Source organism: Psychrobacter sp., from assembly GCF_036731945.1.
Lineage (GTDB): Bacteria > Pseudomonadota > Gammaproteobacteria > Pseudomonadales > Moraxellaceae > Psychrobacter.
Genome location: NZ_DAINDI010000094.1, coordinates 1 through 7,778, shown reverse-complemented (window position 1 = coordinate 7,778; position 7,778 = coordinate 1). Strand labels below are relative to the sequence as shown.

Sequence of the window (7,778 nt, the reverse complement as noted above, 5' to 3'; positions counted from 1 at the left end):
AGGATGTTGAGCGAAGACGCGATGATGCGATATTGCAATCTGTTCGCCGACTCGGTTAAAACGAGCGTTAATCGGATGTTTTTTTGGTCGTTCTTCATCCGGCAGTTGCGGCTCGATAATGGTCTCATAATAATGATTGGTCAGCATCTCAGACAGCGTCGATATCTGCATGGCACAGCGATAATAATCGCGCATAAAGCGCTCAACGGCGGCATTTGGTTGGTCGTCAGGCTGCGTCTCATAGCCCATCATTTGCGCAATTTCACGCTGATAATCAAACAGCAGCTTGTTTTCATTGCGCCCAGTCAGCTCATGCAAATAATGGCGGATTTGCCATAAATAACCTTCGGCAAAGTTAAGCTCATCGAACTCTTTTTCGGTCAAAAAGTTTTGCTGCACCAAGTCATAAAGCTTACTGACGCGAAAGTAGCGTTTGGTCACCCAACCAATAATATGAATATCACGCAGACCACCGGGCGCCGTTTTGATATTAGGCTCAAGGTTATATTCGGTGGCATTGTGCTGCAAATAACGCGCTTTTGCTTCAGCGATTTTCACCTCATAAAAATCACGCGGCGACCACTGGGTATTGACGATTTTATGGGGTACTTCTTGCAATGCTTCATTGCCAACTAACAACCGTGCTTCTAGCAAAGTACTGGCAACGGTGTGGTCGAGCGCCGCCTCCAAGCATTCGCTGACGCTGCGCACCGATAGGGCAGGCTCAAGTCCAATATCCCATAATAGCGCCACTAAATTATCGATTTTCTCTTTATTATCAACCGCAATCTCGTCTGGCGTTAGCAGCAAAATATCGACATCTGAATATAACGACAGCTCACCGCGCCCATAGCCACCAGTGGCAAATAATGCTAAGTCCGTTTTATCAAGCTCAAACCATTTGAATAACGCAATGAGTAACTCATCGATGACGCAGGCACGAGCCGTTACCAATTGGCGGATATTGACGCCGCGTTCCAGCTCGCGTCTGATATCGTCATTGATTTGAATCAGCCATTCAGCAATACTCTGTTCGGAAATACTGTGCTCGGAAATACTGTGTTCGGAAATATTTTGCTCGCGATTACTGAACGACGTCGCGCTATCAGTGGTAGTGCTATGGTCTGATAATAGAGGCATAGGTGTCAAATCAATGGTCGCGACATCGCAAGTAAACATGAAGGGTATCCGATTAAGAGGTTGTAAATAGAGGCGCTAAAAAAATGGGTGAATGCAAATATCACGCTGAAAAACAAAAATAGCACAGCCAATATGCCTGAATTTTCAGGCAAAAAAAAGACCGCCTAGGCGATCTTTTTACGTATTACTGGGTCAAAAAGCTTAAGTCTTCTTCGGGGCGGGTGGTAAAGACCTCACAGCCATTGTCCGTCACCACCATGGTATGTTCCCACTGCGCGGACAGCTTACGGTCTTTGGTAATTGCCGTCCATTCGTCCGGTAAAATTTTGGTCTGCCACGTGCCTTGATTAATCATCGGCTCAATGGTAAAAGTCATACCGGTTTTTAGCTCAAAGCCTGTGCCTTTTTTACCATAGTGCATGACTTGCGGCTCGTGATGGAATTCATTACTGATACCGTGACCACAAAACTCGCGCACGATACTAAAGCGCTCAGGCTCGACCACTTCTTGAATAGCGGCGCCGACATCGCCTAAGCGCGCGCCATTTTTGACCACGCTCATACCGGCATAAAGGGCTTCTTGTGCCACTTTGCAAATACGCTGCGCCATGATAGAGCCATTACCGACAATCCACATTTTCGAAGTATCGCCGTAATAGCCATCTTTGATAACCGTGACATCAATATTGATGATATCGCCATCTTTTAGCAGCTTATTGTCGGTTGGAATACCGTGACAAACCACGTGGTTGACAGAGGTACAGATAGATTTTGGGAAGCCATTATAATTAAGCGGCGCAGGAATCGCGTCTTGCACGTTAACAATATAGTCATGAGCGATTTGGTTCAATGCTTCGGTACTGACGCCGACTTTGACGTGCTCATCGAGCATCACCAGCACATCGCTAGCAAGTTTACCGGCCACGCGCATTTTTTCTATGGCTTCAGGAGATTGGATAAGGGATTTTTTGGTCATCATAGTCGTACTTATAGTTATAGAATTTAGGTAGGCAATTATACCATAAATGCAAGCGTCGCTGTTTTGCTAACCCTTAGCAACTTTGTACGCATTTATCAAGCCTAGCGCTATAGTGATATTAACTGTCTCAGCTTATTTATATGTAGATACGTGACTATAAAGTCATGGAAATATGACTCATATATCAAAAAGCAGTTGAATGTTGTGGATGATAGAAGTATTGTAATTTTGTTTGCTAAATGAATTAGCAACGATTTTTAGCGCTTGTTGCAGGACGCAATAGCTAAGCGTAAAAAAATAAACGTTAAAGATAAGCCGCATAAAAATGGCTTCACGCTTTTATTTTACAATAACAAGGATGTTGTTATGACTCTAAAATCTCGCCTGCGCGCTGCCATAATGCCCAGCGCCTTTCTACCTTCACTTGGTGCTATTGCTGCCGGTGTGCTCCTCATGACCTTACAAACCACTTCTGCTCAAGCCGCGGGACAATTTTATAATTGCGCCAATGCCACCGGCTGTAAAATGGTCGATAGCAAATTTTTCACCTCAAAACATACTGATACCAAATATCCCATCGTCATGACTCATGGTCTGGTCGGCTTTACCAAGCTACTTGGTGTCGACTACTTTTATGGCATTCCGCAAACCCTGATGAGTGGTGGCTCAAAAGTCTACGCGACCAAGACCTCTTCTTTTAACGACAGCCGAGTGCGCGGTGAGCAGCTACTACAACAAGTAAAAACCATCAGCGCGATATCTGGTAGCCCCAAGGTGAACTTAATCGGGCATAGTCATGGCGGCCATGATATTCGTTACGTTGCTGCCGTTGAGCCAAAGTACGTGGCGTCAGTGACCGCGGTTGCCAGTCCAGAGCAAGGGGCAGCGTTAGCCGATTGGGTGGTTGAGCAGATTGATAATGACAGAATCAATGGTGAGTATAATACTGCCACCAAAGCCGCGCTTACCTTGTTTGGCTTCTTGGGTAACTTCATGGATTTGAATGCTGGTATCCCTATCGATAAGCTGCAAGAGCAAGACGGATTTGGTGCGGTTACCGCCTTATCGACTAACTATATGGCTGATTTTAACCGCGAGTTCCCAGCGGCCATGCCTTCAAGCTACTGTGGTCAACCAAAAGATACTAGGGTAAACGGCATCAACTACTATTCATTCAGTGGCGTCGGACAAGTAACCAATGCGCTAGACCCGATGGATTATGTGCTATTAGCGACCTCTCAAGTGTTTAAAAATGACCCAAATGATGGCTTGGTTTCCGCTTGTTCAAGCCGTCTAGGGTATGTGATCCGCGATGACTATAAAATGAACCATATGGATTCGGTCAATCAGCTATTGGGCTTGGTCGCATGGGGACAACCTAATCCTAAAACTGTTTATCGCGAACAGGTTAACCGTTTAAAAAATGCCAATTTATAAAGCCAATTTCTAAATTTAGTAATTAAATTTAATTATTAAGGCTTAAATGCAAATTAGCAAATAAACCGCTTTTGCCTAGAAGGGTCACTATGTAACGGGCCCTTTTATTTTTCCCCATTTTATAAATATTAAATTCCTTATCAACCGCTTGATTAAATAAGATAGTGTCGTTATGTCAACTAAGCGCCGTCCACCATTTTTACTCATCATTATCGCCGTGATAATCATTTTAGTTGTGGCGATTATTTGGTGGTTTAAGCCCGACAATTCTAGTAATGCCTCTTCTCGAGCACAGTCTACGGCGCAGAACAGCCGAGCCAATGTCAGCATCATAGACGAGGCGAATGTTAATAATAATGTTGGCACGTTCGCTAAGCAAGACGCTTCCCAATTTACCACAGGTCTTGAGAATCTACCGCGCTCCTTGCAAGGGACGGAGGTCGATGGAGAGATTATCATTGATGAAAATAAACAGCTGGTCGTCACCGAAGGGCTACGGCGCTTATTTGATTACTTTTTATCGGCGCTAGGCGAAGAGAACGAAGCGGTTGTTTATGCGCGGGTGGAGAGTTATATCCGCAGTCATACGCCAGAGCCTGCCGCCAGCCAAGCGATGAAGATATTTGACCAGTATATCGCCTATCTTAAAGCGATTCCTGCAATAGAAAACCGTTATGGTAATCTGCAATTACAAGCGACCAAAAATGGTGAGCTCGATTTAAATGTGGTGGCACAGCAGCAGCAAGATATTGCTAAGTTGCGCCAGCAGCATTTTGATAAAGCTACTATCACCGCCTTTTTTGGCGCAGAAGATGAATACGATGATTATAGTATTGCGATGGTAAAAATTAACCAAGATAAGCAAATGTCCGACGCCCAAAAAGAAGCGGCAAAGCAAGATTATATTAGCCGTATGCCTGATAATGCGACCAAAGCCAATATCGCTCAGCAGGTCAATTTAGAGGAGTTAATCAGTCGTACAGAGCAGATGCAAGCCAAGGGCGCAACGGCTGAAGAGTTATACAATATGCGCCGTGAGTTGATTGGCGCGCCAGCAGCAGCAAGGCTTGCACAGGTCGACCAACAAGATGCTCATTTTGATCAGCGTTTTAAGCAGTATCAAGCCCAAAAACAGCAGTTGTTAAGTCAAAATGCCGATAAGGCGCAAGTGCAAACCCAAATCAATCAAATAGAGCAGCAATTGTTTAATGAAATGGAACGTAAACGTTTGGCAGGTTATGCCGCTTTGCACCAACAACAGGCAGCAACTTCCAATTAAATCTGATGTTAATTTTTAGGTAAAAGTAAAAAGTATTTAACGGTGAAATGACAAACTCAGTGGTCTAAAGAGTATTTTTAACTGAAGTACTAGCAGGGAATAGGTATTGTAACAAGGTGTGTTAGCAAAAAAGCTATAAAGTAGAACAAATATAGCGGTAATTGGTACTCAATCTATCATGACAGGCTTATGAAAAATGGGCATAATAACCCCACTGTTTAGACTAACGATAAAACATATTAAGTAGCGCACGTTAATAATGACACATTAACCTTAGTGAATGCTGCTTAATATGATAAAAACAATACTTTTTACCCTTACACTTTTATATTTGAAACCTCTAGGAGTTTATATGAAAAACATGACTAAAATGATGATGGCTGCTACCCTTGCAGTTGGTACCCTTGCGGCTGCTGGCTGCCAAACCACCCCTAGCGTTACTGCACCTGTGACCCAGCCAATTACCGTTGACGCTCTACAAGCGTATAACTGGCAGCTTGTCGATGCTAAGCGCACCAATGGCGACAAAGTCAGCCAATTGTTCTTTGATCCAAGCAAACCACTAACGCTAAAATTCTTTAAAGATGGTACGGCCAATCGTGTTACCTTTACCAATACTTGTAATAACATGGGTGCCAGTTATGAGGTCGTAAATGGCAATGTCGTGTTAGGTAATGTGATGTCAACGATGATGGCTTGCCCTGAGCCACAAGCCAGCTTTGATACTGCGACACTTGCAACAGTACAAGGTAAATATAGTATCAATACAAATGCCAATAACACACCTATCTTGACGATTACTAATAGCAATCAAGTGGCACATTTTAAAGCCGTCTCTAAATAATTTAATCGTTTAATATAAATGCTTTAAAATCTGACAACTTAAAATGCCTCACTAAACAGTGGGGCATTTTTTTATCTAAAATTTGTGATGCTTTCCGCTACACTGTCATAAACCGCTAAGGTTAACTATTTAAGCCATTAAGATAGTTCTTATGCCATCAACTTTTTAACCTTATCAAAACTCTCATTTTGTATTTATCACTGTTTTATTGGACGTTATGTATGTTAGAAATCTTTGGAGAAAAATTATCTGTCAACCTACGCACAGTAAGTGCTGTCATAGCGATAACGGCTTTTAGCTTGCTAACGGGCTGTCAGACATTGCCAAATACGATGCCTAAAGCGAATCATGCAACCAAAACACCTATTGATACAAGTGCAAGTAATCTGCTAACGGCGCGCATGCCAGCGATAGATCGGCAAGGGCGCATTGCTTATGTCGAAGAGCAGGGATCCGGCGCAGCAAAGATATCGACGCTATATAGTATTCGTCCTGATGGTAGCGACCGCCAATTGATATATCTATGCGCCGGCGTGGTCTGCCGATGGTCAAATGCTCGTCTATAGCAAACAAGTCGCGCGCCAGTCTCCCAAGATTTATATTTATGATCGCAATAGCAACACTCAGAAGCTGGTGGTAAATGCTGAAGGCAGTAATTTATCAGCATCATTTTCGCCTAATGGGCAAAAACTGCTTTATAGCTCAACCGTTGGCGGCAATGCTGATATCTATGAAATGCGCTTAAGTGACGGGCATACCAAACAGCTCACGACCTTACCGAGCACGGAAGTGCAGCCAAGCTATGCAAGCGATGGGCAAAGCTTTGTTTATACCAGCGACAAAGTGCGCGCTGGTCGCCCCAGTATTTATCGCTATCACTTTGCTACCGGTAAGGCGACATTGATACCGACCGCAGGCTATGCGGCCAGTCCGCAGCTGAGCTTGGATGGACAGTATTTAGCCTATCTTAATGGTCGCAAGGCGGCGGTTATGACACTGGCGACAGGGCAAGTGGTTAATCTAGCAGAGACAGGACTTGATGAGCCTGCGCGTCTGTCGCCTTCTGCACAGTATGCTGTCTATCCCACAAAGCTTTCGCAAGTGAGCGGTCAAAGTGGTAGCAGTTTAGTGATTCATTCTTTAACAGGCCATTCAAGTTACGCGATTAGCAGTAAGACGGGCGGAGTGGTACGCTCACCGATTTGGGGTCGTTAAACGTTTTTTAATGACAGTGTTTAATTTGAAGACTAAATCACATGGCACATAAAAAAGTAAACCTACCGCAAAAAATATGCCCTGTCTGTCAGCGACCTTTTACGTGGCGTAAGAAGTGGGAAAAGGATTGGGAGCAGGTGATTTATTGTTCGGAGAAGTGTCGGCGTACAAAAGTGAAAAATGATTAGCCTAAAATTAAAAAATTCAGCTGATAACAATGTAACAGCTGAATTTTATTTTTAACCTATATTCTTAGTAATTATTGACGTTGAAATTGAAAAATCTCATTATTGTCTATAATTCCATTATCATTTTCATCAACTTTAAGTGTGAGCTGTTTACTAGTTACTTGTAAATAGCGTGTAAGTGGATCTGACAATCCGGTACTACCGTTATTATCAAATATCTGACTAACTATTAATTCTCCTGTTGAGTTATTGGCTGTATAGCGCCCCCATTCCATACCAGATATTTCGTTTTCCATATTATCGTATGGTTGTTCTTCGTCAACTTCCATATGAACATAAGTGCCATCATCAAAGAATGCTAATGCTAATAATTCATTGTTAGTATCATTGTTTCTCCAAATACCTAACGTATTTTTAGACTTGGATCTTTTGAACTTAAAAGACTCATCGTTATCTATTATATTATTTTCATTTTCATCAACTTCGAGAGTAAGCGTGTCGCCAGATACTCGAACATATCGAAGAAGATCGTCTGATAAACCAGTTTCGCCATTATTATCAAATATCTGACTAACTATTAATTCTCCTGTTGAGCTATTGACTGTATAGCGTCCCCACTCCATGCCAGATACTTCATTGTTCATATTATCGTATGGTTGTTCTTCGTCAACTTCCATATGAACATAAGTGCCATCA

General features: G+C 43.0%; 9 protein-coding genes. 6 read left to right on the top strand and 3 right to left on the bottom strand.

Annotation, left to right across the window (positions count from 1 at the left end; translation table 11 throughout):
- Together V7D75_RS13630 and map are read right to left on the bottom strand one after the other, a co-directional pair.
- The coding region (locus V7D75_RS13630) for a nucleotidyltransferase domain-containing protein (RefSeq protein ID WP_333614997.1) at nucleotides 1-1,179 on the bottom strand (1,179 nt) is incomplete at its 3' end.
- Nucleotides 1,180-1,324: 145 nt separating this feature from the next.
- Entirely contained in the window at nucleotides 1,325-2,116 is a 792-nt protein-coding gene (gene map / locus V7D75_RS13625) for a type I methionyl aminopeptidase (protein ID WP_406947877.1), read from the bottom strand.
- Nucleotides 2,117-2,485: 369 nt separating this feature from the next.
- Between map and V7D75_RS13620 the strand changes: the two genes are divergently transcribed.
- The 6 genes from V7D75_RS13620 (at nucleotide 2,486) to V7D75_RS13595 (ending at nucleotide 7,082) form a co-directional block, all read left to right on the top strand.
- Nucleotides 2,486-3,556, top strand: a complete 1,071-nt coding sequence (locus V7D75_RS13620; RefSeq protein ID WP_333614996.1) for a lipase family alpha/beta hydrolase — start codon at nucleotides 2,486-2,488, stop codon at nucleotides 3,554-3,556.
- A gap of 172 nt (nucleotides 3,557-3,728) precedes the next feature.
- Nucleotides 3,729-4,835: a lipase secretion chaperone gene (locus V7D75_RS13615; RefSeq protein WP_333614995.1), complete on the top strand. Its 1,107-nt coding sequence runs from the start codon at nucleotides 3,729-3,731 to the stop codon at nucleotides 4,833-4,835.
- Nucleotides 4,836-5,187: 352 nt separating this feature from the next.
- Nucleotides 5,188-5,679, top strand: coding sequence for an META domain-containing protein (locus tag V7D75_RS13610; protein ID WP_333614994.1), 492 nt, complete (start codon nucleotides 5,188-5,190; stop codon nucleotides 5,677-5,679).
- Between the two features lie 221 nt (nucleotides 5,680-5,900).
- Nucleotides 5,901-6,245, top strand: coding sequence for a hypothetical protein (locus tag V7D75_RS13605; RefSeq protein ID WP_333614993.1), 345 nt, complete (start codon nucleotides 5,901-5,903; stop codon nucleotides 6,243-6,245).
- Nucleotides 6,232-6,894: a hypothetical protein gene (locus tag V7D75_RS13600; protein WP_333614992.1), complete on the top strand. Its 663-nt coding sequence runs from the start codon at nucleotides 6,232-6,234 to the stop codon at nucleotides 6,892-6,894. Before V7D75_RS13605 ends, V7D75_RS13600 begins: the two co-directional genes overlap by 14 nt.
- Before the next feature lie 41 nt (nucleotides 6,895-6,935).
- Nucleotides 6,936-7,082 (top strand): DUF2256 domain-containing protein, encoded by a 147-nt coding sequence (locus V7D75_RS13595; protein ID WP_333614991.1) that lies wholly within the window; start codon nucleotides 6,936-6,938, stop codon nucleotides 7,080-7,082.
- Between the two features lie 71 nt (nucleotides 7,083-7,153).
- Here the strand turns inward: V7D75_RS13595 and V7D75_RS13590 are convergent.
- Nucleotides 7,154-7,778: hypothetical protein (locus V7D75_RS13590; protein WP_333614990.1), on the bottom strand; the 625-nt coding region annotated here is incomplete at its 5' end.

What these genes read in the sequence shown, in the direction of transcription:
- map (WP_406947877.1), bottom strand. Translation starts at nt 2,116, where the DNA reads ATGACCAAAAAATCCCTTATCCAATCTCCTGAAGCCATAGAAAAAATG.
- V7D75_RS13620 (WP_333614996.1), top strand. Translation starts at nt 2,486, where the DNA reads ATGACTCTAAAATCTCGCCTGCGCGCTGCCATAATGCCCAGCGCCTTT.
- V7D75_RS13615 (WP_333614995.1), top strand. Translation starts at nt 3,729, where the DNA reads ATGTCAACTAAGCGCCGTCCACCATTTTTACTCATCATTATCGCCGTG.
- V7D75_RS13610 (WP_333614994.1), top strand. Translation starts at nt 5,188, where the DNA reads ATGAAAAACATGACTAAAATGATGATGGCTGCTACCCTTGCAGTTGGT.
- V7D75_RS13605 (WP_333614993.1), top strand. Translation starts at nt 5,901, where the DNA reads ATGTTAGAAATCTTTGGAGAAAAATTATCTGTCAACCTACGCACAGTA.
- V7D75_RS13600 (WP_333614992.1), top strand. Translation starts at nt 6,232, where the DNA reads ATGCTCGTCTATAGCAAACAAGTCGCGCGCCAGTCTCCCAAGATTTAT.
- V7D75_RS13595 (WP_333614991.1), top strand. Translation starts at nt 6,936, where the DNA reads ATGGCACATAAAAAAGTAAACCTACCGCAAAAAATATGCCCTGTCTGT.